Source organism: Pigmentiphaga soli (assembly GCF_039541095.1).
GTDB lineage: Bacteria > Pseudomonadota > Gammaproteobacteria > Burkholderiales > Burkholderiaceae_B > Pigmentiphaga > Pigmentiphaga soli.
The window spans coordinates 22,845-48,576 of record NZ_BAABFO010000034.1; the positions used below are offsets into that span (position 1 = coordinate 22,845).

At 70.2% G+C, this 25,732-nt stretch carries 20 protein-coding genes and 1 other RNA gene; 2 read left to right on the forward strand and 19 right to left on the reverse strand.

Annotation, left to right across the window (positions count from 1 at the left end):
* Positions 1-83: 83 nt before the first annotated feature.
* The 15 genes from ftsA to acpA all read right to left on the reverse strand — a co-directional run bounded on the left by ftsA (position 84) and on the right by acpA (position 18,903).
* Positions 84-1,316 (reverse strand): cell division protein FtsA, encoded by a 1,233-nt coding sequence (gene ftsA / locus ABD927_RS22635; RefSeq protein ID WP_345252155.1) that lies wholly within the window; start codon positions 1,314-1,316, stop codon positions 84-86.
* Positions 1,313-2,113: a cell division protein FtsQ/DivIB gene (locus tag ABD927_RS22640; protein WP_345252156.1), complete on the reverse strand. Its 801-nt coding sequence runs from the start codon at positions 2,111-2,113 to the stop codon at positions 1,313-1,315. Before ABD927_RS22640 ends, ftsA begins: the two co-directional genes overlap by 4 nt.
* Before the next feature lie 15 nt (positions 2,114-2,128).
* A complete protein-coding gene (locus tag ABD927_RS22645) occupies positions 2,129-3,112 on the reverse strand; it encodes a D-alanine--D-alanine ligase (RefSeq protein ID WP_345252157.1) in 984 nt (327 codons plus the stop codon).
* On the reverse strand, positions 3,109-4,548 hold the full coding sequence (gene murC / locus ABD927_RS22650) for a UDP-N-acetylmuramate--L-alanine ligase (RefSeq protein ID WP_345252158.1): 1,440 nt from the start codon (positions 4,546-4,548) through the stop codon (positions 3,109-3,111). The genes ABD927_RS22645 and murC overlap by 4 nt, the downstream gene beginning before the upstream one ends.
* Positions 4,549-4,555: 7 nt before the next feature.
* Positions 4,556-5,602, reverse strand: a complete 1,047-nt coding sequence (gene murG, locus ABD927_RS22655) for an undecaprenyldiphospho-muramoylpentapeptide beta-N-acetylglucosaminyltransferase (protein WP_345252159.1) — start codon at positions 5,600-5,602, stop codon at positions 4,556-4,558.
* A gap of 95 nt (positions 5,603-5,697) precedes the next feature.
* Positions 5,698-6,891 (reverse strand): putative lipid II flippase FtsW, encoded by a 1,194-nt coding sequence (ftsW, locus tag ABD927_RS22660; RefSeq protein ID WP_345252160.1) that lies wholly within the window; start codon positions 6,889-6,891, stop codon positions 5,698-5,700.
* A 64-nt stretch (positions 6,892-6,955) separates the two neighbouring features.
* Complete coding sequence (murD, locus tag ABD927_RS22665) at positions 6,956-8,491, reverse strand: UDP-N-acetylmuramoyl-L-alanine--D-glutamate ligase (protein WP_345252161.1); 1,536 nt, start codon at positions 8,489-8,491, stop codon at positions 6,956-6,958.
* 138 nt (positions 8,492-8,629) lie between these two features.
* Positions 8,630-9,799 carry a phospho-N-acetylmuramoyl-pentapeptide-transferase gene (gene mraY / locus ABD927_RS22670; RefSeq protein ID WP_345252162.1) on the reverse strand — a complete coding sequence of 390 codons (1,170 nt, stop codon included), beginning with the start codon at positions 9,797-9,799 and terminating at the stop codon, positions 8,630-8,632.
* Positions 9,789-12,797 (reverse strand): bifunctional UDP-N-acetylmuramoyl-L-alanyl-D-glutamate--2,6-diaminopimelate ligase MurE/UDP-N-acetylmuramoyl-tripeptide--D-alanyl-D-alanine ligase MurF, encoded by a 3,009-nt coding sequence (gene murF / locus ABD927_RS22675; protein ID WP_345252163.1) that lies wholly within the window; start codon positions 12,795-12,797, stop codon positions 9,789-9,791. The genes mraY and murF overlap by 11 nt, the downstream gene beginning before the upstream one ends.
* Positions 12,794-14,527 carry a peptidoglycan D,D-transpeptidase FtsI family protein gene (locus tag ABD927_RS22680; RefSeq protein ID WP_345252164.1) on the reverse strand — a complete coding sequence of 578 codons (1,734 nt, stop codon included), beginning with the start codon at positions 14,525-14,527 and terminating at the stop codon, positions 12,794-12,796. The genes murF and ABD927_RS22680 overlap by 4 nt, the downstream gene beginning before the upstream one ends.
* On the reverse strand, positions 14,524-14,880 hold the full coding sequence (ftsL, locus tag ABD927_RS22685) for a cell division protein FtsL (RefSeq protein ID WP_345252165.1): 357 nt from the start codon (positions 14,878-14,880) through the stop codon (positions 14,524-14,526). Before ftsL ends, ABD927_RS22680 begins: the two co-directional genes overlap by 4 nt.
* Positions 14,881-14,890: 10 nt before the next feature.
* A complete protein-coding gene (gene rsmH / locus ABD927_RS22690) occupies positions 14,891-15,949 on the reverse strand; it encodes a 16S rRNA (cytosine(1402)-N(4))-methyltransferase RsmH (protein WP_345252166.1) in 1,059 nt (352 codons plus the stop codon).
* A 3-nt stretch (positions 15,950-15,952) separates the two neighbouring features.
* Positions 15,953-16,387 carry a division/cell wall cluster transcriptional repressor MraZ gene (mraZ, locus tag ABD927_RS22695; protein WP_345252167.1) on the reverse strand — a complete coding sequence of 145 codons (435 nt, stop codon included), beginning with the start codon at positions 16,385-16,387 and terminating at the stop codon, positions 15,953-15,955.
* 259 nt (positions 16,388-16,646) lie between these two features.
* Positions 16,647-17,061, reverse strand: an RNA gene (rnpB, locus tag ABD927_RS22700) — RNase P RNA component class A.
* A gap of 96 nt (positions 17,062-17,157) precedes the next feature.
* Positions 17,158-18,903: an acid phosphatase gene (gene acpA / locus ABD927_RS22705; protein WP_425570347.1), complete on the reverse strand. Its 1,746-nt coding sequence runs from the start codon at positions 18,901-18,903 to the stop codon at positions 17,158-17,160.
* Between the two features lie 274 nt (positions 18,904-19,177).
* Here acpA and ABD927_RS22710 point away from each other — a divergent pair, with 274 nt between their 5' ends.
* Positions 19,178-20,494, forward strand: coding sequence for a cytochrome-c peroxidase (locus ABD927_RS22710; RefSeq protein WP_345252169.1), 1,317 nt, complete (start codon positions 19,178-19,180; stop codon positions 20,492-20,494).
* 3 nt (positions 20,495-20,497) lie between these two features.
* On the opposite strand, the gene ABD927_RS22715 is transcribed toward ABD927_RS22710, so the two are convergent.
* The 4 genes from ABD927_RS22715 to ABD927_RS22730 all read right to left on the reverse strand — a co-directional run bounded on the left by ABD927_RS22715 (position 20,498) and on the right by ABD927_RS22730 (position 24,628).
* The gene (locus ABD927_RS22715; RefSeq protein WP_345252170.1) at positions 20,498-21,355 is read right to left on the reverse strand and encodes a DUF3025 domain-containing protein; all 858 of its coding nucleotides are present in this window, start codon (positions 21,353-21,355) and stop codon (positions 20,498-20,500) included.
* Positions 21,337-22,389, reverse strand: coding sequence for a dihydroorotase (gene pyrC, locus ABD927_RS22720; RefSeq protein WP_345252171.1), 1,053 nt, complete (start codon positions 22,387-22,389; stop codon positions 21,337-21,339). Before pyrC ends, ABD927_RS22715 begins: the two co-directional genes overlap by 19 nt.
* A gap of 202 nt (positions 22,390-22,591) precedes the next feature.
* Complete coding sequence (locus ABD927_RS22725) at positions 22,592-23,797, reverse strand: M20 aminoacylase family protein (RefSeq protein WP_345252172.1); 1,206 nt, start codon at positions 23,795-23,797, stop codon at positions 22,592-22,594.
* A gap of 60 nt (positions 23,798-23,857) precedes the next feature.
* Entirely contained in the window at positions 23,858-24,628 is a 771-nt protein-coding gene (locus tag ABD927_RS22730) for a DUF3047 domain-containing protein (protein ID WP_345252173.1), read from the reverse strand.
* A gap of 451 nt (positions 24,629-25,079) precedes the next feature.
* On the opposite strand from ABD927_RS22730, the gene ABD927_RS22735 reads away from it, so the two are divergent.
* A complete protein-coding gene (locus ABD927_RS22735; protein ID WP_345252174.1) occupies positions 25,080-25,463 on the forward strand; it encodes an SWIB/MDM2 domain-containing protein in 384 nt (127 codons plus the stop codon).
* Positions 25,464-25,732: the final 269 nt, after the last annotated feature.

Below are 25,732 nucleotides of genomic sequence, written 5' to 3' on the forward strand. Positions count from 1 at the left end.
ATGGATGGAACAAAAAAGTTTGGGAACGACTGCCTGCCTGTACTGCAAAGAACGAACAAAGAACGACACTGCGGCGGCGGGGATCAGAAACTCCCCATGAACCACTCTTTCATGCGGGCGAACACCTGCTTGACGTTGCCGGTCTGCTGCGCCACCTTGCGGCCGCGCACGCGCTGCAGCCGGGCTTCCGACAGCAGGCCCATCACGGTCGAAAAGCGCGGACTGCGCACCACGTCGGCCAGGCTGCCGACGTACTCGGGCACGCCCAGCCGCACCGGCTTCAGGAAAATGTCTTCGGCCAGCTCGACCATGCCGGGCATCTGCGAAGTGCCGCCGGTCAGCACGATGCCCGACGACAGCAATTCGTCGTAGCCCGACTCGCGGATGACCTGCTGCACGAAGGTGAACAGCTCCTCCACGCGCGGCTCGATCACCGCGCCCAGCGCCTGCCGCGACAGCTGGCGCGGGCCGCGGTCGCCCAGGCCGGGCACCTCGATGCGTTCGTCGGGGCTGGCCAGCACCTGCTTGGCCACGCCGTAGCGCAGCTTGATTTCCTCGGCGTCGGGCGTGGGCGTGCGCAGCGCGGCGGCGATGTCGCCGGTGATCTGGTCGCCGGCGATCGGGATCACCGCCGTGTGGCGGATCGCGCCGCCGGTGAAGATGGCGATGTCGGTGGTGCCGCCGCCGATGTCGACCAGCGCCACGCCCAGCTCTTTTTCGTCGGCCGTCAGGCAGGCCAGGCTGGAGGCCAGCGGCTGCAGGATCAGGTCCTGCACTTCGAGCCCGCAGCGGCGCACGCACTTGACGATGTTCTGCGCCGCGCTGACCGCGCCGGTCACGATATGCACCCGCACCTCGAGCCGGATGCCGCTCATGCCGATCGGCTCGCGGATGTCTTCCTGGCCGTCGACGATGAACTCCTGCGTCAGCACGTGCAGCACCTGCTGGTCGGTCGGGATGTTGATCGCCTTGGCGGTCTCGATCACGCGCGCCACGTCGGGCGCGGTGACCTCCTTGTCCTTGATCGCCACCATGCCGCTGGAATTGAAGCTGCGGATGTGGCTGCCGGCGATGCCGGTGAACACGTCGCGGATCTTGCAATCGGCCATCAGCTCGGCTTCCTCCAGCGCGCGCTGGATGGAGTTGACGGTGGTCTCGATGTTGACCACCACCCCCTTGCGCATGCCGCGCGACTCGTGCTGCCCCAGGCCGAGCACTTCGAAGCGGCCCTCGGGCTGCATCTCGGCCACGACCGCCACCACTTTGCTGGTGCCGATGTCGAGGGCAACGATCAGATCCTTGGTTTCACGGGTCATGGCTTTCTTTGAGGAAGGGTCATGGTTGAAGGCTTCTTCACCTGTTTATCCGGCTGGGCAGTAACGATGGCGAATCCATTGGGGTAGCGCAGGTCGGCGTGCTGGGCGCGGCCGATCCGGCTGTCGATGACGGGCAGCGCCTGCACGAAGCGCTGCACCCGCGCCTCCAGCGATACGGTGTCGACGGTGGAGACGGTCGCCGGGTCGCGCCCCAGGTCCACCGTCAGGCCCGACGACAACGCCACCTGCCAGGCGTAGCGCGGGGTCAGCAGCACGCGTTCCGGCTTGAGGTGCAGCGGCGCGAACCAGCGCAGCATGTCGGCATAGCGCTGCGCCACCATCTTCTCCGAGCCCTCGGGGCCGCCGAAGACCGGCATCGAGCCGTCCTCTTCCGCCTCGCCGAGGTTGGCGGTGAACGACTCGCCATAGGTATTGAGCAGCCGGTTCTCGTTCCACAGCCCCAGCACGCGGTGCTCCTGCATGGTCACCACCAGCGAATTGGGCCACTGCCGCCGCACCGAGGCATGGCGCACCCAGGGCACGGTCTCGAACACCTGCCGCACCTGCTCCAGGTCGGCGGTGAAGAAATTGCCCTGCAGCCGGCCGGCGATCGCCGCCCGCACCGTGGCCGGCGTCACGTGCTGCAGCGTGCCCTCGTCCGCCTCGATCCAGATGCCGTGCAGATCGAACACCGGCCGCTGCGCCAGCCAGATCAGCGCGGCGCAGCCGAGCGCCACCGCCGCCGCCAGGTACAGGGCGTTGGCCAGCAGGTTCAAGGTACGGCTGTCGTTCCACACGTGGCGTCCCGGGCGTCAGCTAGGCCTTGCGGCGGAAACCTTGCATCGGGCGCCCTTGAGGATCTCGATGCAAAGCTGCGGATAGTCCATGCCGGCGGCGGCGGCCGCCATCGGCACCAGCGAATGGCCGGTCATGCCCGGCGAGGTGTTGATCTCCAGCAGGTAGGGGCGGCCGGCGGCGTCCAGCATCACGTCGGCGCGGCCCCAGCCTTCGCAGCCCAGCGTGCGGTAGGCGGCCACGGCCAGCTGCTGCACGGCGCGGGTCGTCGCCTGCGGCAGTTCGGCCGGGCACAGGTAGCGGGTGACGTCGGTGAAATACTTGTTCTGGTAGTCGTACTTGCCCTCGGGCGCGACCACTTCGATGACCGGCAGGGCATGGGCCGATTCGCCCTGGCCCAGGATGGCGACGGTCAGCTCGCGGCCGGCCACGAACTGTTCGGCCAGCACCGTGTCCTCGAAGGCCGCGGCCTGTTCCACCGCGCTGCGCAGGTCTTCGGCGCGCTCGACCTTGACCACGCCGATCGACGAGCCTTCGTGCGGCGGCTTGACGATCAGCGGCAGGCCCAGCCTGGCCTGCACCGCGGCCGGGTCGGCGCCGGCGCCCAGCACCGCGTAGGCCGGCGTCGACAGCCCCTCGTGCAGCCAGATGCGCTTGGCCATCACCTTGTCCATCGCCAGCGCGGAAGCCAGCGGGCCGCTGCCGGTATAGGGAATGCCCAGCAATTCGAGCGCGCCCTGGATCGTGCCGTCTTCGCCGTAGCGGCCGTGCAGCGCAATGAAGACGCGGTCGAATTTCTCGGCCGCCAGTTCGGCCAGCGTGCGCGCGCCGGTGTCGAACAGGTGGGCGTCGACGCCGGCGCCCACCAGCGCCTTGTGCACGCCGGTGCCGGACATGACCGACACCTCGCGCTCGGCGGAACGGCCGCCGTACAGCACGCCCACCCTGCCGAACGAAGCGGCGACGCCGCGCGCCTGGCTGTTTTCCGTGGCGGTGCTCATGCCCGTCCTCCTTGCGATCCTTCGGCCGTCTCGAACAGCGCGGCCAGCCTGGCCGGCACGCCGCCGATCGAGCCGGCGCCCATGGCGATCACCACGTCGCCGTCGCGCGCGAAATCGGCGATGGCGCGCGGCATGTCGGCGATGTCTTCGACGAATACCGGCTCGACCCGGCCGGCCACGCGCACCGCGCGTACCAGCGCGCGGCCGTCGGCGGCGACGATCGGCGCCTCGCCGGCGGCGTAGACCTCGGCCAGCAGCACCGCGTCGGCGGTGCCCAGCACCTTGACGAAATCCTCGAAGCAGTCGCGGGTGCGGGTGTAGCGGTGCGGCTGGAAGGCCAGCACGATGCGGCGGCCCGGGTAGGCGCCGCGCGCGGCGGCCAGCGTGGCCGCCATCTCGACCGGATGGTGGCCGTAGTCGTCGATCACGGTGAAGCTGCCGCCGCCGTGGGCCGCGGCCACCGGGAAGGTGCCGGCCTGGGTGAAGCGGCGGTTGACGCCGCGGAACGCCGCCAGCGCCTCGCGCATCGCATCGTCGGGCACGCCCAGTTCGGTGCCGACCGCGATCGCCGCCAGCGCATTGCGCACGTTGTGCTCGCCCGGCAGGTTCAGCTCGATGTCGAGCGGCGGCAGTTCGGTCGCGCGGTCGCGCCGCAGCACGGTGAAGCGCATGCGCGGGCCGTCGGTGCGGACTTCGATCGCGCGCACCTGGGCATCCGGGTGGAAGCCGTAGGAGGTGACCGGGCGCGACACGAAGGGCAGGATCTCGCGCACGCTGGCGTCGTCGATGCACAGCACCGCGGTGCCGTAGAACGGCATGCGCTGCGTGAACTCGACGAACGCGCTCTTGAGCCGCGCGAAATCGTGGCCGTAGGTGTCCATGTGGTCGGCGTCGATATTCGTGATCACCGCCATCACCGGCAGCAGGTTCAGGAACGAGGCGTCGGATTCGTCGGCCTCGACCACGATGAACTCGCCCTGGCCCAGCTTGGCGTTGGCGCCGGCCGAGTTCAGCCGGCCGCCGATGACGAAGGTCGGGTCCAGGCCGCCGGCCGCCAGCACGCTGGCCACCAGGCTGGTGGTGGTGGTCTTGCCGTGGGTGCCGGCCACCGCGATGCCGCGCTTCAGGCGCATCAGCTCGGCCAGCATCACGGCGCGCGGCACCACCGGGATGCGGCGGTTGCGGGCCGCGATCACCTCGGGATTGTTGCCGGCCACGGCGGTCGAGGTGACGATGGCGTCGGCGCCCTCGATGTTGTCGGCCGCGTGGCCCTGCACGATGCGCGCGCCCAGCCCGGCCAGGCGGCGCGTGGCGGCGCTGTCGGCCAGGTCGGAACCGCTGACGCGGTAGCCCAGGTTGAGCAGCACCTCGGCGATGCCGCTCATGCCCGAGCCGCCGATGCCGACGAAGTGGATGTTGCGGATGCGATGTCTCATGGTGTCTTCAGCTGCGCGCGGCCGCCTCGCAAATGTCGGCGATCCTTTCGGTCGCCCGGGGGTGGGCCAGCGCTCGCGCGCGGGCGGCGGTCGCGGCCAGTTCGTCGCGGCTGCGCCGCGCCAGCCAGTCGGCCAGCCAGCCGGCGTCGAGCGCCGATTGCTGTTGCAGCCAGCCGGCGCCGGCATCGCTCAGGTAACGCGCGTTGGTGGTCTGGTGGTCGTCGACCGCGTGCGGGAACGGCACGAACAGCGCGGCCGCGCCGGCCGCGCAGATCTCGGCCACCGTCATCGCGCCGGCGCGGCAGATCACCAGATCGGCGTCGGCATAGGCCGCCGCCATGTCGTCGATGAAGGCGCGGCAATCGCCCTGCACGCCGGCGGCGGCATAGGCGGCGCGCAGCGCCTCCAGGTGTTTTTCGCCGGCCTGGTGCACGACGATCGGCCGGCGCTCGGCCGGCAGCAGCGCCAGCGCCTGCGGCACCACCTCGTTGAGCGCCTGCGCGCCCAGGCTGCCGCCCACCACCAGCAGCCGCAGCGGACCGCTGCGGCCGGCGAAGCGCTGCGCCGGGTCGGCCACGGCGGCCACTTCGGGCCGCACCGGATTGCCGGTCTGCTCGCCGGGCAGCGCGTTGGGGAAGGCGGTCAGCACCTTGCTTGCCACCCGCGCCAGCACGCGGTTGGTCATGCCGGCCACCGAATTCTGTTCGTGCAGCACCAGCGGGATGCCACGCAGCGCGGCCATCAGGCCGCCCGGCAGCGCCACGTAGCCGCCCATGCCCAGCACCACGTCGGGCCGGTAGGCGCGCAGCGCCTTGAGCGCCTGCCCGGCGCCGCGCAGCAGCGTGAACGGCAGCTTCAACAGCGTGGCCGGGCCCTTGCCGCGCACGCCGGAAAAGCGCACCGGCGCCAGCGGGATGCCGTGCTGGGGAACCAGGCGTGCCTCCATGCCTTCGGGGTGGCCCATCCAGACCACGTTCCAGCCGCGCGCGCGCAGCGCGCCGGCCACCGCCAGGCCCGGCATGATGTGGCCGCCGGTGCCGCCCGCCATCACCATCAGGGTGCGCCGGATTGAACGGCCCCCCTGTCGCTGCGCGACATCCTCCCCGAGGGAGGAGCGCGCATCCTGCGGGCGGCCGGGCGGATGCGCGCTCATAGGCGGCCTCCCCGCATCAGGATGCGGTTTTCATAGTCGACCCGCATCAGCACCGCCAGCGCGCACAGGTTGGCCACGATGCCGGAGCCGCCGAAGCTCATGAACGGCAGGGTCAGCCCCTTGGTGGGCAGCAGCCCGAGGTTGACGCCCATGTTGATCAGCGCCTGGCAGCCGATCCACAGCACCACACCCTTGGCGACCAGGCCGCTGAACACGCGGTCCATCGCGATCGCCTGGCGGCCGATCTCGAAGCCGCGCCGGACGATGACGAAGAACAGGATCACCACCACCGCGACGCCGACGAAGCCGAGTTCTTCGCCGATCACGGCCAGCAGGAAGTCGGTATGGGCCTCGGGCAGGTAGTGCAGCTTTTCCACGCTGCCGCCCAGGCCGACGCCGAACCATTCGCCGCGACCGAAGGCGATCAGCGAATGCGAGAGCTGGTAGGCCTTGCCCAGCGCGTTGGCTTCGGTCCACGGGTCCAGGTAGGCGAACAGCCGCTCGCGCCGCCAGGGCGAGGCCCAGATCAGCAGCATGAAGGTGCCCACCAGCACGCCGGTCAGGCCGCCGAACAGCCGGCCGTTGATGCCGCCCAGGAACAGGATGCCCATCGAGATCGCCACGATCACGACGAAGGCGCCGAGGTCGGGCTCCATCAGCAGCAGCAGCCCGCTGGCCGCCATCGCCAGCGCCATCGGCAAAAAGCCGTGCACGAAGCTCTGCATATGGGCCTGCTTGCGCACGGTGTAGTCGGCGGCGTATATCAGCATGGCCAGCTTCATCAGCTCCGACGGCTGGAAATTGACCAGGCCCAGCGGCACCCAGCGGTGCGAACCGTTGACCTCGCGGCCGATGCCCGGGATCAGCACCGCCACCAGCAGCAGCAGCGCCACGCCGAACAGCGGCATCGCGGCCTTCTGCCACATATTCATGCTGACCGTGAACACCGCCACCGCCGCCACCAGGCCGGTCATGATGTACAGCACGTGCCGCACCAGGAAATAGTAGTTGCCGTAGTTGGCGAACTTGGGGGCGTCGGACAGCGACACCGAGGCGGAATAGACCATCACCACGCCGAGCAGCAACAGCGCGGCGGCGGCCACCACCAGCGCCGCGTCGTAGTTGAGCATGCGCGTGCGGCTGGGCCGCACGGCGTTGACGCTTCCGGTGAGTTCGGCGAACAGGCTCATGCCAGGCCTCCGGCAGGGCTGCCGGCGTCCGGGCCGGCGAATGCAGCAAGCGTGGGTGCCGTCATCACACCTCTCCCCGGTCCAGGGCCAGCGCTTCCACCGCCTCGGCGAAGACGTCGGCGCGGTGCTTGTAGTCGCGGAACATGTCGAAGCTGGCGCAGGCCGGCGACAGCAGCACCGCGTCGCCCGGCTGGGCACGGTCGAGCGCGGCCGCCACCGCGGCCTCCAGTGTCGGGCTGCCGACCGTCGGCACGCCGCTGCCTTCCAGCGCCGCGGCGATGGCCGGCGCGTCTTCTCCGATCAGCACCACCGCGCGCGCATGCAGCGCGGCGGCGCGCGCCAGCGGCGCGAAATCCTGGCCCTTGCCGACGCCGCCGGCGATCAGCACCGAGCGGCAGCCCAGCCCTTCGAGCGCCGCCACCGTGGCGCCGACGTTGGTGCCCTTGCTGTCGTCGAAGAACTCGACCCCGCCGATCGCGCGCAGGAACTCGACCCGGTGCGGCTCGCCGCGGTATTCGCGCACGGCGCGCAGCAAGCCGGCCCACGGCAGGTCGAGGCAGCGCGCCAGCTGCAGCGCCGCCTGCGCGTTCAGCGCGTTGTGCAGGCCGCGGATCTGCAGCGCGTCGGCCGGCATCAGCCTCGTTACGCGGCCGGCCGGCCGCAGCACGGGTTCGTTCTTCTTGCGCCGCGCGGGCGGCGGCGCGTCGAAATCGTCGGCCGCGGCGGCGGCCAGCCAAGCCACGCCGTGGCTCTGCTCCAGGCCGGCGTCGCCGGCCAGCGGCGGCGCGTCGCGGCCGAAGCTGCGCACATTTTCGGCGTCGAGCCGCGGCACCATGGCCGCCACCGCCGCGTCGTCGCGATTGACCACGGCCACCGCCGCGGCCGCCAGCAGCCGCGCCTTGGCCGCGCCGTAGGCCGCCATGTCGCCGTGCCAGTCGAGATGGTCCTGGCTCAGGTTCAGCACCGCCGCGGCGTCGGGCGCCAGGCTGGCCGTGGTCTCGAGCTGGAAGCTGGACAGTTCCAGCACCCACACCTCGGGCAGCGCGTCCTTGTCGAGCGCGTCGGCCAGCGCCGCCAGCGCGGCCGGGCTGATGTTGCCGGCGGCCGCCACCGACAGGCCGGCGGCCGCCACCAGGTGGGCGGCCAGCGCGGTGACGGTGGTCTTGCCGTTGGTGCCGGTCACCGCCAGCACGCGCGGGGCATAGCCGCGCTCGCGCTTGAGGCCGGCCAGCGCCTGCGCGAACAGTTCGATCTCGCCCACTACCGGAATGCCCGCGGCGCGCGCGGCCGCCACCAGGTCGCGCGCCGGCGCGCGCTGCGGCGCCAGCCCCGGGCTGAGCACCACGCGCGCCATGCCCTCCAGCAGCGCCGGATCGAACATCGCTTCGCCGGCTGCGCGCAGCGCCGCGCCGCCCAGCCGCAGCTCGGCGCCCGGCGCCGCGGCGCGCACGGCGTCCAGCCCCGGCGGCTCGACGCGCGAATCGGCCACGCGCAGCGGCGCGCCCGTGCGCGCGCACCAGCGCACCGACGCGATGCCGGACTCGCCCAGCCCCAGGACCAGGGTCGGCACCGCGTCGTCGACGAAGCTTTCGGTTTCCATGGCGCTACGCGCCTCCCCAATGCATAAAACTACCCCAGCCCACCCGGGATGCGGCGGATCCGGCTCCGCCGGTCCGCCCGCATCGCCCCTCGAGGGGCGCGCGCAAGCGCGTAGGGGTGGGTTCCATCCAGGGCCTCATCATCTCAACTTCAGTGTCGAGAGCCCGATCAGCACCAGCATCATGGTGATGATCCAGAAGCGCACGACGACCTGGGTTTCCTTCCAGCCGCTGACCTCGAAGTGATGGTGCAGCGGTGCCATCTTGAAAATGCGCCGGCCCTGGCCGTAGCGCTTGCGGGTGTACTTGAACCAGCCCACCTGCACGATGACCGACAGCGTCTCGACCACGAACACGCCGCCCATGATGAACAGCACGATTTCCTGCCGCACGATGACGGCCATCGTGCCCAGCGCGCCGCCCAGGGCCAGCGCGCCCACGTCGCCCATGAACACTTGCGCCGGATAGGCGTTGAACCACAGGAAGGCCAGCCCCGCCCCGCCCAGCGCGGCGCAGATCACCATCAGCTCGGAGGCGCCCGGGATGTACGGAAACAGCAGGTAGCGGGAATAGTCGACCCGTCCCACCACGTAGGCGAACACGCCCAGCGCCGTGCCCACCAGCACGGTGGGCATGATGGCCAGGCCGTCCAGGCCGTCGGTCAGGTTGACCGCGTTGCTGCTGCCGACGATCACCGCCCAGGTCAGCGCGATGAAGCCGAAGGCGCCGAGCGGGTAGCTCACGCTCTTCAGGAAGGGCAGGATGAGGTCGGCGCGCGGCGGCAGGTGCATGCCGAGATCGCCGGAGATCCACTGCTTGAACAGCTCCAGCGCGGTGGCCGAATCGGGCGCGGCCACCGCGAACGCCAGGTACACCGAGGCCACCAGGCCGATCAGCGTCTGCCAGAAGAATTTCTCGCGCGCCGGCATGCCCTCCGGGTCGCGCCGCACCACCTTGCGGTAGTCGTCGGCCCAGCCGACCCAGCCGAAGCCGAAAGTGACCAGCAGCACGACCCAAACGAAACGGTTGCTCCAGTCGGCCCACAGCAGGGTCGAGACGCCGATCGCGATCAGGATCAGCGAACCGCCCATGGTGGGCGTGCCGTTCTTGACCAGGTGCGATTCGGGACCGTAGGCGCGCACCGCCTGGCCGATCTTCAGCGCGGTCAGCTTGCGGATCACCCACGGTCCGGCCATCAGCCCGATCAGCAGCGCGGTCGCGCAGGCGAACACCGCGCGCAGCGTGATGTAGCTGAAAACCGAGAAGGCCCGGTAATCCTCGGACAACCATTGGGCCAGTTCAAGCAACATGCGAAGTACCTGTAGAAGACGATGCCAGGGCGCCGGCGGCCAGCGCCGCCACCACCCGTTCCATGCGCATGAAGCGCGAACCCTTGACCAGCACCGAGGCCGGCGCCATCGCCTGCACCGCCGGCGCCAGCTGTTCGACCGCCTCCGCGTGCAGCCCCGGCCCGGCGTAGGCCCGCGCGGCCTCGCGCGTGGCCTCGCCCAGCGTGAACAGCGCCTCGATGCCGCGCTCGCGCGCATAGGCGCCGATCTCGCGGTGCATGGCGGGCCCCTGGTCGCCGACCTCGCCCATGTCGCCCAGCACCAGCGCGCGCGGGCCGGGCAGCGCCGCCAGCACGTCGATCGCGGCCCGCACCGAGTCGGGGTTGGCGTTGTAGGTGTCGTCGATCAGCAGCGCGCCGCCGGGCAGCGCGTGGCGCTGCATGCGGCCCTTGACCGGCGCGAACGTCTCCAGCCCTTGCACGATGGTCGCCAGCGGCACGCCGATGGCCAGGGCGCAGGCGGTGGCGGCCAGCGCATTGCGAACGTTGTGCAGGCCGGCCGCGGCCAGCGTGACGGCGGCCGGCCCTTGCGGGGTCGCCAGGGTGAAGCGGGTTTCGAAGGCGTCGAGGCGGACGTCGGCGGCGCCGACGTCCACTTCGCCCGCCAGCCCGAACGTCAGGTGCGGCCGCGTGCCGGCCAGCGCCGTCCACAGCGGCGTGTGCGGATCGTCGCCGGGGAAGACCGCGACGCCGCCCGCGCCCAGCCGCTCGATGACGGCGCCGTTCTCGCGCGCCACGGCTTCCACCGTATGCATGAACTCCTGGTGCTCGCGCTGGGCGTTGTTGACCAGCGCCACGGTAGGCGCGGCGATCTGCGCCAGGCGGTCGATCTCGCCCGGATGGTTCATGCCCAGCTCGAGCACGGCGCAGCGGTGCGCGGCGTCCAGCCGCAGCAGCGTCAGCGGCACGCCGATCTCGTTGTTGAAATTGCCGCGCGTGGCCAGCCGGTTGGCCTCGCCCTGCCAGGCGGCCAGGATGGCGGCGATCATTTCCTTGGTGGTGGTCTTGCCGTTGCTGCCGGTCACCGCGATCAGCGGGATGGCGAAGCGGCCGCGCCAGGCCCGGGCCAGGTCGCCCAGCGCCGCGCGCGTGTCGGCCACCACGATCTGCGGCAGCGCGACGCCGGCCACCGGCCGCTGCACCAGCGCGGCCGCCGCGCCGGCGGCCGCGGCCGGCGCCACGTAGTCGTGGCCGTCGAAACGCTCGCCAGCCAGCGCCACGAACAGGTCGCCGGCGGCCGCGTCGCGCGAATCGGTGTTGACTCGCCGGAACTGCAGGCCGGCCGCTTCCGGGTCGGCGCGCAGCGCGCCCCGCACGGCGGCCGCGGCATCGGCCAGCGACATCATGCCGGGCGGCGTTTCCACCGCCGGGTATTCGGCCAGCGCCGCCCGGGCCTGGTCCGCATCGGAAAAGGGATGGTGCACGCCGCCGATCTCCTGATAGGTTTCGTGGCCCTTGCCGGCCAGCAGCACGACGTCGGCCGGGCGCGCCGCCAGCAGGGTCTGCCGGATCGCGCGCGCGCGGTCGGCCTCGACCCGCGGCTGGGAGCCGGCCGGGAAGCCGGCCAGGATCTGGTCGATGATCGCCTGCGGGGACTCGCTGCGAGGGTTGTCGCTGGTGACCACCACGGCGTCGGCGTGGTCGTGCGCGGCCAGCGCCATCTGCGGCCGCTTGCCCGCGTCGCGGTCGCCGCCGCAGCCGAACACGCAGATGCGGCGGCCGCCACGCGCCCGCGCCACCGGCGCCAGCGCCTCCAGCGCGCGCGCCAGCGCGTCGGGCGAATGGGCATAGTCGACCACCGCCAGCGGCACGCCCTGGCCGGCCCGGCGGCCCGGCGGCGCGATCGCCTCCAGCCGCCCGGGCGCCGCCTGCGCGGCCGACAGCGCGGCGGCGATGTCCTGCAGCGTCCATCCCAGCCCGGCCAGTACGCCGGCCACCAGCAGCAGATTGGCCACGTTGTGCGCGCCCAGCAGCGGCGTGGCGATCTGGGCGGTGCCGCCGGCGGCGGCCAGCGTGAACACCATGCCCTGGCTGGCGGCATGCACGTCGGTGGCGCGCAACAGGCCGGGCGTTGCCGGCACGGCCGGCGGCTCCGACGCGGCCGGCGCTCCCGGCACCGCCGATGCGGCGCCCAGCGTGAAGCCGTTCAGCGCCAGTTCGCCGCGCTGCGCGCGCGGCGCCAGCCGCGCGGCCAGGCGCCGGCCGGCGGCGTCGTCCAGGTTGACCACGGCGCAGCGCACGCCCGGCCAGTCGAACAGGCGCGCCTTCTGCGCCTCGTAGGAGGCCATGTCGCCGTGGTAGTCCAGGTGGTCGCGGCTCAGGTTGGCAAAGGCGGCGACGTCGACCTTCAGGCCGTCCAGCCGTCCCTCGGCGATGCCGATCGACGAGGCCTCGATCGCCACCGCATCCACGCCGGCCTCGCGCATCGAGGCCAGCGCGCGATGCAGCGACACGGCGTCGGGCGTGGTCAGGCCGGTGCTGGCGTGCTCGCCGCCGGGCAGGCGGATGCCCAGCGTGCCGATCACCGCGCAGCGCCGGCCGTGCGCCGTCAGCGCATCGGCCAGCCACTGGGTGCACGAGGTCTTGCCGTTGGTGCCGGTCACCGCGATCACGGTCATCGCCTGCGAGGGCTCGCCGTACCAGGCCGAGGCGATGCCGCCCAGCAGGGCCTTCAGGCCCGCCACCGGCAGCGCCGGCACGCAGGCCGGCACCGCGCCGGCGGGAGCGTCGGCGGCCTCGAACACCACGGCGGCCGCGCCGCGCTCGACCGCCTGCGCGATGTAGCCGCGCCCGTCGCTGCGCGCCCCCGGATACGCCAGGAACACGTCGCCCCGGCCCACCGCCCGCGAATCGAGCGCCAGCTGCGCCGACGCGGCCACCCGGCCGCGCAGCCAGTCGAGCACCTGGCGCACGCCCGGCGCCGCCGGAGCGCCCTGCGGCGGAGAGCCGAATACGCTCACAGCCCCTCCTCCAGCGGCGATTGCGGAATCACCAGCGACTTGAACGGCGCATCGGGCTGCACGCCCAGCAGGCGCAGCGTGCCGCCCATGATGTTGGCGAATACCGGCCCTGCCACCGAGCCGCCGTAGATGTCGCCGGCGGACGGGGCGTCGACCATCACGGTCACGATCACGCGCGGATCGGACGCCGGTGCGAAGCCGGAGAACGACGCCACGTATTTGTTGGTGTAGACGCCGTTGACGTTCTTGCGCGCCGTGCCGGTCTTGCCGGCCACGCGGTAGCCCATCACCTGCGCCTGCGCGGCGGTGCCGTGCGAGCCGGCGGCGGCCTCCAGCATCGGCCGCACGGTGCGCACGGTGGCCGGCGAATACACCTGGATGGCGGGGCCCGGCCGGTCGGTCTTCAGGAAAGTGAGCGGGATCATGTCGCCGTTGCGCGCGAAGGCGGTATAGGCATGCGCCAGCTGCACCAGGGAAACCGACAGGCCGTAGCCATAGGCCATGGTGGCCTTTTCGATCGGGCGCCAGCGCTCGTAGGGCCGCAGCCGGCCCGCCACCGCGCCGGGGAAATCCAGCTTGGGCGCCTGGCCGAAGCCCAGTTCAGTGTACTTCTCCCACATTTCCTTGTTTTCCAGGCGCTGGGAGATCAGCGTGGTGCCGATATTGCTCGATTTCTGGATGATGCCGCCGACGTCCAGCACGCCGTAGCCGTGGGTGTCGCTGATCGTGCGGCCATTGAAGAACAGGTGCCCCTTGCCGGTATCGAAGGTGGTCGAAGGCTTGACCCGCCCCAGCTCGAGCGCAAGCGAGATCGAGAACGGCTTGATGGTGGAGCCGGGCTCGAAAGTGTCGGTCAACGCGCGGTTGCGCAGCTGCGGCCCGGTCAGCGAGCCGCGCTGGTTCGGGTTGTAGGTGGGCATGTTGACCAGCGCCAGGATCTCGCCGGTGTGCGCGTCCACCACGATGGCGGCGGCGCCGGCCGCCTTGTTGCGCTCCACCGCCTCTTTCAGCGCCGAGTACGCCAGGTACTGCACCCGGGTGTCGATCGACAGCGTCAGGTCGTGCCCGTTGGCCGGCGGCACCACCGCCTGGACGTCTTCCACCACGCGGCCCAGGCGGTCCTTGATGACCCGGCGCGAGCCGGGGCGGCCGGCCAGCTGGGCGTTGTAGGCCAGCTCGATGCCCTCCTGGCCGCGGTCTTCCACGTTGGTGAAGCCCAGCACGTGCGCCAGCACCTCGCCCTCGGGGTAGTAGCGCAGCGTTTCGCGCTGCTGGTGAATGCCGTCCAGTCCCAGCGCGGCCACCTTGTCGGCGGTTTCCACCGGCACCTGGCGCTTGATGTAGACGAAGCTCTTGTCCTCGTTGGCCAGCTTGCGCTGCAGGTCGGCCAGCGGGATCTCCAGCAGCTTGGCGAGCTCGGCCAGCTTGGCCGGCGGCGCCTTGACGTCTTCCGGGATGGCCCAGATCGCCCGCGCCGGCAGGCTGGAGGCGATCACCACGCCGTTGCGGTCGGTGATCTTGCCGCGCGAGGCAGGCAGCGTGAGCGTGCGGGCATAGCGCGACTCGCCCTGCTTCTGCAGGAAGTCGTTGGACAGCCCCTGCAGGTACATGGCGCGCGCGATCAGGGCGACGAAGCCGGCGAACAGCAGGAACAGCACGAGACGCGAGCGCCATGCCGGCAGCGTCAGGTGCAGCACCGGATTGGCGGAGAACGGCACGTGCTTTCTCATCGCTGGGCTCCTGGGGTACCGGGCCTGGCGCCGGCCGGCGGCGTGCCGGGCGCGCCGTAAGGCAACAGCCGCGGGGCGCCGCCGGCATCGGCGCGCTGCGACAGATAGATGGTGCGCGCCGGCGTGACCGGCTCCATCTTGAGAGCCTTGCGGGCGACGTCGTCGATCAGCGCGTGCTTGGCGTGGTCGGTCTGCTCGAGCTGCAGCTGCCGCCATTCGACGTCGAGGTCGCGCGCCACGCCCTGCGCCTGCTCCAGCTCGGCGAACAGGCTGCGGGCCTTGTACTGGCTGCTGACGAGCGACAGCCCGCAGCCCACCAGGGCGATCACCAGTATGAACAGCAGGCGGCTCACCTCGGCCCCGCTACGCGAAAGCGGCCGCGAACGAACGCGGCACGCGGCGGCGCGCGGCCCCGCGCCGCGCCACGGCGGGCGCCTCGCCCTTGACGAAGGCAAGACCGCCCGCGGCCGGCAGCGGCACCCCGGTGCGCTCGGCCACCCGCAGCACGGCCGAACGGGCACGCGGATTGCCGGCCACTTCGTCTTCCGAGGGCAGCACCCGCCCGACGGCGGTCAGCACCGGCTGCGGCCGTTCGCTTTCGCGCAGCGGCAGCCGGGCCGTCTCGGCGCCGGGGCGCGCGGCGGCGGCGATGAACTGCTTGACGATACGGTCCTCCAGCGAGTGGAAGCTGATCACCGCCAGCCGGCCGCCGGGCGCCAGCAGCTCTAGAGCGGCCGCGAGCGCATGCGGGAGCTCTTCAAGCTCCTGATTGACGTGAATCCGTACAGCCTGAAAGGTGCGTGTCGCGGGATGCTGGCCCTTCTCCCGCGTGCGGACGGCACCAGCCACGAGTTCGGCAAGCTGGCCGGTGGTCTCGAGAGGCCGTTTCTCGCGGCCAGCTGCAATCGCCTTTGCAATCTGGAAAGCAAACCGTTCTTCCCCATAGCGCGCTATGACCTCCCGCATTTCGTCGATGCTCGCCCGGGCGAGCCATTGCGCGGCGGTTTCGCCGCGCGTGGTATCCATCCGCATGTCGAGCGGGCCGTCGCGCATGAAGGAAAAGCCGCGCGCGGCGTCGTCGATCTGCGGCGAAGAAATTCCGAGATCCATCATGATCCCGTTGACCTGGCCGATTCCCAGCTCCGCCAGCGCATCGCGCATCGAGCCGAAACCGGCGTGCACGATGGCCAGCCGCGGATCGGCGGCGGCCAGCTCCGTAGCCGCCGCCACGGCCTGCGGATCCTTGTCGAAGGCCACCAGGCGGTCGCCCGCCCCCAGCCGAGCCAGCAGCGCCCGCGCGTGGCCGCCGCGGCCGAAGGTGGCGTCGACCCACACGCCGCGGCCGCCACCCGCTGCGGGTACGGCCAACGCGTCGATCGTCGGCGCGAGGAGGACGGGCCGATGTTGGAAGGTGGTTGCCACGGCTCAGAAGGAAAACTGGTTCAGGACTTCGGGGCTGGGCAGCCCCTGCGCCAGCGCCGCCTGCTCGACGCGGGCCAGCGTTTCGGCGTCCCACAACTCGAAATGCTCGCCCATCCCCATCAGCATCGCTTCGCGCGTGAGCGAGGCGGCGCTGCGCAGCTCAGGCGCGATCAGGATGCGGCCCGAACCATCGAGCTCCACGTCCTGCGCGTTGCCGAGCAGCAGACGCTGCAGCGCACGGGCCTGCATGGGGAACGCGGCGATCTGCGCGCGCTTGATCTCCCATACGGGGCGGGGATAGACGAGCAGGCAGCCGTCGGGGTGGCGGGTAAGCGTGAGCCGGCCTTCGGCCTGGGCCATCAGCGCGTCACGATGCCGGGTCGGGAACGAGACCCGTCCTTTGGCATCGAGCGTAAGCGCGTTGCTGCCCTGGAACACGACCCTTCACCCCACTATTTTTCACAAAATTCCACTCTTTCCCACTCTAAAGGAGCAAGCACCCCCGGTCAAGCCAGACTCGGGCTTTTTCTATTAGTAACAAGGACTTAGCCGCACTTCCTCGAGCATTTGTATTATGAAATGTCGTGGAAAATCAGGGGATTGGCGGAGCAAGTGAATGTGAAGCCTGAACAGGGCCGCGCCGCGGCCTTCCTGCGGCGGAGAAGTAACCAAAAATGGGAGTGGTCACATCGGGGGAATGCAAGACAGATCGGTAGGCCGGATTCTGTACGCCCGGTTGCCCGGGCGGGCAGTCATTCCTCTGGGCGGGGCATTGCTGCCCGCGCTCTAGCCACCTACCCGCATGCTCGGACGGGCCGCCCTTTCCGGCCCCGGAGGGCCGTGCGCATGCCTATTTGGTGTTGCTCCGGATAGAGGTTACCGCGTTTCACCCTGCGGCGCCGCCGCCCCCCGGGGGCGGCGCGGCACGGAGATGGCCGTGCCGGTGCGCGCCTGGCGGCGCGCCCTCGCCGCAGACTCGTCTCTGTGGCCCTGTTCCTCGCCCCGCGCCGGCGAACCGGCGCGGAACGGGCGGCTGTTAGCCGCTATCCTGCCCTGCGGAGTCCGGACCTTCCTCGACGCGCGAAGCGCGCCGCGACTGCCTGACCTGCCTTGCCGGGCCATTTTACCCCGGCGGGACCGGGCGCGTTGCAAAGATCGCCTGTCCGCCTGCGGGTCGCCCGCAGGCGGCGACGTTTGCGCGAAGCGGCTTACGAAGTGGCGCCGCAGGTCATCAGCTTGCTGTCCACCTGGGCGGGGGCCAGCACGTTGCTCAGGTCGCCTTGCGAGACGCCGTCGTTGTTCTTCGCCAGGGCGTCGATACGGGTCTGCAGGCCAGGCAGCGTGTCCAGGTCCCAGCGGCGGGTGATGAAGCGCAGGATCGAGGTCGTGTCGTACATCGTGTGGTCGACGCAACCCTTGCGCACCGTGGGCCCGACGATGATGGCCGGGATGCGCGAGCCTGGGCCGAAGCGGTCGCCCTTGGGCGGCGCCACGTGATCCCACAGGCCGCCGTTTTCGTCATAGGTGACGATCACCAGCATGTGCGCCCACTGCGGGCTCTTCTCCAGGTGGGAGATGATGTCGGCGATGTGGTCGTCGCCCAGCTTCACGTTGGCGTAGCCGTTGTGCTCGTTCAGGTAGCCCACCGGCTTGTAGAACGCCACCGGCGGCAGCTGGCCGCGATCGATGTCGGAAACGAACTTCTCGCCCTGGACGCCGGCATCCTTCAGGTGCTCCACCCGTTCGGCCTGGCCCGCCTGGGTCGTGGGGTCGAAGCGCTTGAAGTAGTTGAAGGGTTGGTGATGGGTCTGGAAGTTGGGGTACGGCGTGCCGTTGTCGGAATACGCCACGCCGTAGGGATCGCCGCCCTTCCAGCCGGTCGGGTCGGTATCGCGCGCCAGGGCGTAGTCCCAGCCGCCCGAGTACCAGGCCCATTCGACGTTCTTCTGGCTCAGGTAATCGCCGATGGTGGGGCCGGTCTGCGGCGACACCGTCTTCGCATTGCCCGGGTCGGCCAGCAGCAAGGCATTGCCGGTGGCGCCGGTGGCGGGCTTGTTGCCGCTGGGCTGGTACGGCGGCTGCATGGTATTGATGTCGTAGCCGTCGGGCGTGATGGTGCCGGCGTTTTCGAAGATGGTGTTGGCCGAGATCGTCATCGCGTCCATCGGCGTGGGCAGCGTGGTCGGATCGGCGGCTTTCACCTTCAGGTGGTAGCCGGTATCACCGTCGGTCAGATGGGCCACCAGGGCTTTGCGGGCGTCGGTGTCGAGCTTGTCCACCGGCGCCGCGGCGGCGATCAGGAACTGGTGGTTCAGGAACGAGCCGCCGAACGCGCCCATGAAGAAGTTGTCGGCCAAGGTGTACTTCTGCGCGACCTTCCACAGCGGCAGGCTTTGCGCGTCGCCCGAGAAATGCCCCATGACCAGGCCGCCCGCGTCGTCGGCCCAGGCGGCGAACATGTCGTTCTTGCCGCCGTCGATCTGCATCTGGTTCTGGTAGAAGTTGTGCCACAGGTCGTGGTTGACCGCGGTCAGGCCCACGCCCTGGTAGACCTCGTTGATCGCGAAGGGCGCGTTGGGCATGCCCTCGGTTTCGGCCGCGGTGACCATCGGCACGCCGGTGTCGAACTGCGGGATCGGCGAAGCGCCCGACACGGTCGGATCGGCGTCGGTGGCCGAGGTCAGGCCGCCCCAGATCTTGGGCAGCGACGTCAGCTGCGTGGTGCCGTCGCGATTCACCTGGGCCGGATAGGCGGCCTTGGCGAGCGGGCTGGCCACGCCGGGGAAGTCGCTGTACAGGTTGTCGAAGCTACGGTTCTCCGCAAAGATCACGACAACGTTCTGGATGTCGTTGACCGCGGCGGCGGTCTGGTCCTGCTGCGGCGGCGGCGCCGAAGCGGTGCTGTCGTCATCGTTGCCACAGCCGAACAGCCCCCCGGCCATCGCAATGGCCATTACCAGCCATGCCTTCTTGAATTTGCTCTTCACTGATTTCTCCGTGGTTGCGGATCCATGATCCCGCCGGGCATCTTGAAGAGCGTGCGTTAGAGCTTTGTTAAGTTCTGCTGACGGTCCCATGAAAGGACGCTGACCTTGCGCTGAACGATAGATGGCATGCCCCTGGAAACGGCGCGCTCTTTCGTGGCCGTTCAGACTGCCGTAAGCGCACCGACGCAATTCTGATACGCGTGCGCACTATGCTGGGCGACCTCTGAACCAGCGCCCGACGATGCCCTCCCGCACTCCGCTCCGCCCGCGCCGGACGCGTCTTGCCGCCGCCTTGTCGATAGGCGTGCTGGCGGCCGCCGGCCTCTACGTCCTGCTGAACGCGCAGGCCCATGGCGACGCCTCGGCGCTCGCCCCCGAAGACTACCCGCCGCCGCCCGCCACCTATGACCGGGCCTATGCGAAGCAGCGCGCGGTCGACCTGAGCGCGCTCGGCAAGCAGATGTTCCTCGATCCGTCGCTGTCGGCCTCGGGCAAGCAATCGTGCGCGACGTGCCACAGCCCGGCGCACGACTATGGCCCGCCCAATGATCTCGCGGTGCAGCTGGGCGGCGCCGACATGACGCATCACGGCCGGCGCGCCGTTCCTTCGCTGAAGTACCTGCAGACCGTGCCGGCCTTCATCGAGCACTACGTGCCCGGCGAAGACGAAGGCGACGACAGCACCGACCAGGGCCCCACCGGCGGCCTGACGTGGGACGGACGCTCGCCCACCGGCCGCGACCAGGCCCGCATCCCGCTGCTCGATCCCGACGAGATGGCCAACACCGATCCTGCCGCCGTGGTGGCGAAGGTGAAGGCCGCGCCCTATGCCGATACCGTGCGCAAGCTCTATGGCGGCCACATCTTCGACGATCCGGCCAAGGCCTTCGCCGCCATCACCGAGGCGCTGGAAGACTTCGAGCACACCCCCGCCGAGTTCTTTCCCTTCACCAGCAAGTTCGACGCCTTCGTGCTCGGCAAGGCCAAGCTGACGCCGCAGGAAACGCACGGGATGATGCTGTTCTCGTCGGCGGACAAGGGCAACTGCTCGAGCTGCCATACTTTCTCCGGCCCGAAGACGCTGCCCGTCTTCAACGACTTCGGCCTGATCGCGCTGGGCGTGCCGCGCAATCCCGACATCCCGGCCAACGCCGATCCCGCCTACTACGACATGGGCCTGTGCGGCCCGCAGCGCAAGGACTTGTCGGACCACCCCGAATACTGCGGCCTGTTCCGCTCGCCCTCGCTGCGCAACGTGGCCACCCGCACGGTGTTCTTCCACAACGGCGCGTTCCACTCGCTGCGGCAGGTGATCGAGTTCTACGTGCAGCGCGACACCAACCCGGAAAAGTGGTATCCGAAGAAGCCGGACGGCACCATCGACAAGTTCGACGACCTGCCTGTCCGGTACCGCGAGAACGTCAACATGGACCCGCCGTTCGGCGGCAAGCCGGGCGACAAGCCGGCGCTGGACGAGGCCGAGATCGACGACCTGATCGCTTTCCTGCAGACGCTCACCGACGGCTACAAGCCCGAGGACGACACGGCCGGGCGTTGACGTCTATTTGCGCCGCACGCGCCCCGGCCGGAACACTTCGCTGTCGTCGTAGAAGGCCGGCTGCGTATTGGCCGGCCACCAGCCCGGCAGGCCCAGAACCGGCAGCGGCGCCAGATCGCGCGTGGTGAAGAACGGCCAGTTCTCCAGCCAGTCGCTGACCAGCCGGTCGATGGTGGCGCGGCGCTGCCCGTTCGAGGCGCGGAAATAGGAATCGTCGACCGGCACGATCAGCGCATGCGCGGTGATGCCCTTGTAGGGCTGCATCAGCTTCTCGAGCAACGCATGGCCGACCACCCACGGTTCGGTCTGCATCAGCGTGGCAGTGCGCCGCTCGATGAACAGCGTGCGCCAGTCGAAGCGCCGCAGCGCCTGCGCCAGCTCGTCGTTGGAGCAGGCCAGCACCAGCCCGTTCTCGTCGAACACCGTGACCGCGTCGCGCACCGCGCCGCGCGCGCCCGTTTGCGAGGCCGGCGCGGCGCCGGCCGCCTGCCGCTTCAGTTCGCGCGCCTGGATCGCGTTCAGCCGCGACTTGATATGCGGGAAGGCGAACCACATCAGCCCGTTGAACAGGTCGTGCAGATTGTCGCGGGTGGGAATGCGGCCAGTGTCGTGCACGTGCGTTTCATAGGCCGTGCCCGGCGGCAGGTCGGACGGCGGCACGAACAGCACCGGCTTGCCGGAATCCATCTTGAGCCTGCTGGGCGTGCCCGACACCCGCTCGCCGCGCTCGGCGCGCAGCAGCATGTTGAGGCGGTCGCACAGCGGCGCGCCGTCGTCGTGCGGCAGGCGCTCGCCGACAGCCGCGACCGAGGCGAACCACGGCCGGTTCCAGTCGACCGGGTTCAGTTCGCCACTCGCCACGGCAGCGTCTCCCCGGCGGCCAGCGGCACGATGGTGGTATGGCCGAAAGGCAGTTCGTCGGGAATGCGCAAGGGCTCGCGCAGCAGCGTCAGGCGGCCGGTGTTGCGCGGCAGGCGGTAGAAATCGGCGCCGAAGAAGCTGGCGAAGGCCTCCAGCCTGTCGAGACGGCCGGCCTGCTCGAAGGCATGCGCATACAGTTCGATGGCGTGGAAGCCGGTGAAGCAGCCGGCGCAGCCGCAGGCGTGCTCCTTCAGGCCGCGCGCATGCGGCGCGCTGTCGGTGCCAAGGAAGTAGCGCGGGTTGCCGCTGGTGGCGGCTTCCACCAGGGCCTTGCGGTGGACTTCGCGCTTGAGCACGGGCAGGCAGTACCAGTGCGGCCGCACGCCGCCGGTGAAGATGGCGTTGCGGTTGTACAGCAGGTGCTGCGGCGTGATGGTCGCGGCCACCGGCCCTTCGGCATCGCGCACGTATTGCGCGGCGTCGGCCGTGGTGATGTGCTCGAACACCACGCGCAACTCGGGCAGCGCGCGCCGCAGCGGGATCATGACGGTGTCGATGAAGGCCTTCTCGCGGTCGAACACGTCGATGGCCGGATCGGTGACCTCGCCGTGCACCAGCAGCGGCATGCCGGCCCGCTGCATGGCCTCGAGCGCCGGCGCGCACTTGCCGAGCAGGTCGGTCACGCCGGCATCGGAATTGGTGGTGGCGCCGGCCGGATAGAGCTTGACCGCGTGCACCGCGCCCGACTCGCGGGCCCGCGCGATTTCGTCGGGCGGGGTGTTATCGGTCAGGTACAGCGTCATCAACGGCTCGAAGGCCGGCGCGTCGGGCGCGGCGGCCAGCGCGTCGGCGATGCGCTGCCGGTAGGCCAGCGCCTGCGCGGTAGTGGTCACAGGCGGCTTCAGGTTCGGCATGACGATGGCCCGCGCGAACTGGCGGGCCGAATGCGCGGCCACCGCGGCCAGCGCGTCGCCGTCGCGCAAGTGCAGATGCCAATCGTCGGGCCGGGTGATGGTGAACGTGGAAAGCGTCATGGATGCCGCCGGAGGGCCGAGAAGAAAAGAGTCTGCAGCCATTTTAGTGGAACGCGCCCCATCCAGGATGCGGCGGATCCGGCTCCGCCGGTCCGCCCGCATCGCCCCTTGAGGGGCGCGCGAAGCGCGTAGGGGTGGGCCTTCCCCCTGGGCGCGCGAAGCGCGTAGGGGTGGGCCTTCCCGCAAGCGCGTAGGGGTGGGCCTAATCCACGACTGGCATGCCGCGTTCGACCAGCGCTGCCATCAAAGCGGCGCCGACCGGGATGATTTCGTCGTTGAAGTCGTAGCTGCTGCCGTGCAGGCCGCGCCCGGCGTCGGCGCCACCCTGGCCGATGCGGAAATAGGCGCCGGGGCGCCCCTGCAGCATCAGCGAGAAGTCTTCCGATCCCATCGACGGCGTGAGGTCGCGGATCACGTTTTCCTTGCCCAGCATCGCCGTAGCGACGTCGGCCACGAAATTCGCCTCGGCCGGCGTATTGATGGTGGCCGGATAGATGCGATCGTACTGCAGCGTCGCGCTCGCCCCGAAAGCCCCGGCGATCGAGGCCGACAACTCGCGCAGCCGGCTTTCCACCAGTTCCTGCACCGTCTTGCGGAAGGTCCGCACGGTACCGACCAGCCGCGCCTCGCGCGGGATCACGCTCATCGCGCCGGGGTGCCCGGCCTGCACCGAGCAGATCGACACCACCGCCGAATCCAGCGGGCTGACATTGCGCGACACGATGGACTGGGTGGCGGTGATCAACTGGCCGGCCACCAGCACCGGGTCGACCGTCAGATAGGGATGGGCCCCGTGGCCGCCGCGGCCCTCGACCACGATCTCGAACCGGTCGGCCGCCGCCATCATCGGGCCGGGATTGATGCCGATCCGGCCGGCGGGCAGCGGCGGCCAGTTGTGGAAGCCGTACAGCGCATCGACCGGGAAGGTGTCGAACAAGCCGTCGTCGATCATCGCCTTGGCGCCGCCCAGGCCCTCTTCCGCCGGCTGGAAGATCAGTGCCACGGTGCCGTCGAAATTGCGGGTCGCGCTCAGGTAGCGCGCGGCGCCCAGCAGGATCGCGGTGTGGCCGTCGTGGCCGCAGCCGTGCATCAGCCCGGGCTTGGTGGAACGGTGGCCGAAGGTATTGGCCTCGGCCATGGGCAGCGCGTCCATGTCGGCGCGCAGGCCGATGACGCGCCCGCTATCGCAGCGGCGGCCGCGGATCACGCCCACCAGCCCCGTCTTGCCGATGCCGCGATGCACCTGGATGCCCAGCAATTCCAGGCTGCGCGCCACGATGCCCGAGGTGCGCACCTCTTCGAATCCCAGCTCGGGATGGGCGTGCAGATCGCGCCGCAGCCGCGTCAGCTCGTCGTGAAACCGGCGTATCGCCTCCAGCGGCGACCGCAATCCAACCGAACCTTCCATCAGCTCCTCCGCCAGCCGCCAGCGGTTGGCCGGACGGGCGCGTTCGGCCCGCCGGCCGGTTCAATCGAGGGCCGCACGTTCCGCGAACGTCCCGAACGGCCGCCGTCCGGCGGTCAGCAACTGGATGTCGCCGTACCAGCCCTGGACGGACGTACGCGTGTTGTCGGTATCGGTCAACACGCCGATGCCGATCAGGCGCCCCGGCGGCTCGCCGAAGGCCTCGATGAAATCCTGGGCGAAGTCGCGTTCGTAGCGGCGCCAGCGGCCGACGTTCGACGGGCCGGATTCGACCACTTTCTTCTTGATCCGCGCCGAATAGGCATTGGGGATCATGGCTTCCACCGGCTGGCAGGCGTCCCAGGTGTAGATCAGCGTGGCGTAGGGCATGTCGCGGCCGGTCAGGAAGCGCGCGGTTTCGGCCTGCATCTGATCGCGCAGCGGCAGGCGGCGCCAGTCGCCATCGAACGCCAGCACCAGCCGCACCGGCGCGTCTTCGGCCTCCGGGCGGCTGCCGTCGGCGCCTTCGATCAGCGCCCCGGCCCGCCACGACCAGCTTATGCGCGTAGCGGCAGCTGCCGGCACATCGACCGGCACCCACAGCCCGCTGGCCGCCGAATCGGCTGCGGCATGCAGCACGCGGCGTTCCTGGCCATCCACGGCCTGCACCGCGACGGCGTAGCGGGTTTTCTTCTTGTCGGGACGGATGACCCAGGGCTGCCAGCCCGCGGGCGGCTCGCCCGGCGCCGACGCCGTGGCCGACAAGGCCAGCGGCGCCAGCGTTGCCGCCAGGATGGCGGGCCCCGGCGCGGTGGCGCCGGACTGGGACGACACGGCCGCGCCGAACGTGCCGGATGTCGCCGATGCGGCCGGCGCTGGTGGGCGGCCGGCGCATCCGGCCAGCGCCATCAGGGCGCACCAGGCGGCAGCCAGGACCGGCGCACGCCAGCCCGGAACGGGGCAGGACGACGAACGGAAGAACTCGGGAAACCGCATCGGAACGCGCACCTCGGCTGCGCAGGCGAATGTTGGGCCGGCCTGCCTGGAGTATCGGCTTGCTGCGGCGGTGCGGCCATTCTACCGGCGTTGTCGCTCCGCGCGACGTTGCGCGCCCGTCTAAAACCCGCGCCGAAGGGCGTTTCTGTCGGATTTCTGTTGTAGCGCTCCTTGGTAGACGATATGCTGCGCTCGCGGGGTTATTCCGCAGTTCTGGAGTCTGCCTCTCGCGCACTGCGGTGTGGCCCTGCCCCTGATCCGACGAATGAACCTTCTCTAGGAGTACAGCATGGCCACAGCCAAGAAGGCGGCGGCGAAGAAAGCCGCGCCCGCCAAGAAAGCCGCAAAAGCCCCGGCCAAGAAGGCCGCCCCCGCCGTGAAGAAGACGGCCGCCGCCAAGAAGGCGCCGGCCAAGAAGGCGCCGCGCAAGGTCAACGCCGCCTTCCTGACTCCGCTCACCCCCAGCCCCACGCTGGCCGCCGTGATCGGCCCGGCTCCGCTGCCGCGGACGGAAGTCACCCGTAAGATCTGGGACTACATCAAGAAGAACAACCTGCAGGATCCGAAGGCCAAGCGCAACATCAACGCCGACGCCAAGCTCAAGGAGCTGTTCGGCAAGCCTTCGGTGGACATGTTCGAACTGACGAAGATCGTCAACGCTCATTTGAAGTAGTCGGCCCCCCCTACGCGCTTACGCGCGCCGCCCCAGGGGGCGATGCGGGCGGACCGGCGGAGCCGGATCCGCCGCATCCCGGATGGGTCGTCTTGTGGTGGCGGTCCGGGCTTCTGGGGAGAAGGGAAAACGCCTGTGCGTTCGCGCATGGGCGTTTTTTATTGGGGGTGGATGGCTTCCGTCGGCGCAAAAGCAAAACCCCTCGTGCGGTTGGGCACGAGGGGTTCTGGGGGGTATTAGCCTGACGATGACCTACTTTCACAGACGAA